The organism is Brevibacterium rongguiense (genome assembly GCF_009857845.1).
Classification (GTDB): Bacteria; Actinomycetota; Actinomycetes; order Actinomycetales; family Brevibacteriaceae; genus Brevibacterium; species Brevibacterium rongguiense.
The window spans coordinates 1-255 of the sequence record NZ_WWEQ01000161.1 but is presented as its reverse complement, the minus strand read 5'-3'; the positions used below and the strand labels follow the sequence as shown (position 1 = coordinate 255).

Here is a 255-nt window from a genome sequence, read left to right as displayed (position 1 = left end):
TCGAGCGTGACTTCCACGCGTTGGCGCCGAACGAGCTGTGGGTGGCGGACATCACGTACGTGCGCACCGTCGGTGGGTTCGCGTACACGGCGTTCATCACCGATGCGTGCACAAGGAAGATCGTCGGCTGGTCGGTCGCGTCGTCGCTGACGACGCAGGCGTTGCCGATGATCGCGTTGCAGCAGGCGATCACCACGACCCCGGCGGCGCGTCAGAGCGGACGGCTCGTGCATCACAGCGACCGCGGAGTCCAGT

Annotated in this window: 1 protein-coding gene; it reads left to right on the top strand. The window is 66.7% G+C overall.

Annotated elements, in window-relative coordinates:
* Positions 1–255, top strand: a 255-nt coding sequence (locus GSY69_RS13980) for a DDE-type integrase/transposase/recombinase (protein ID WP_235936580.1), incomplete at both ends; no start/stop codon positions are given.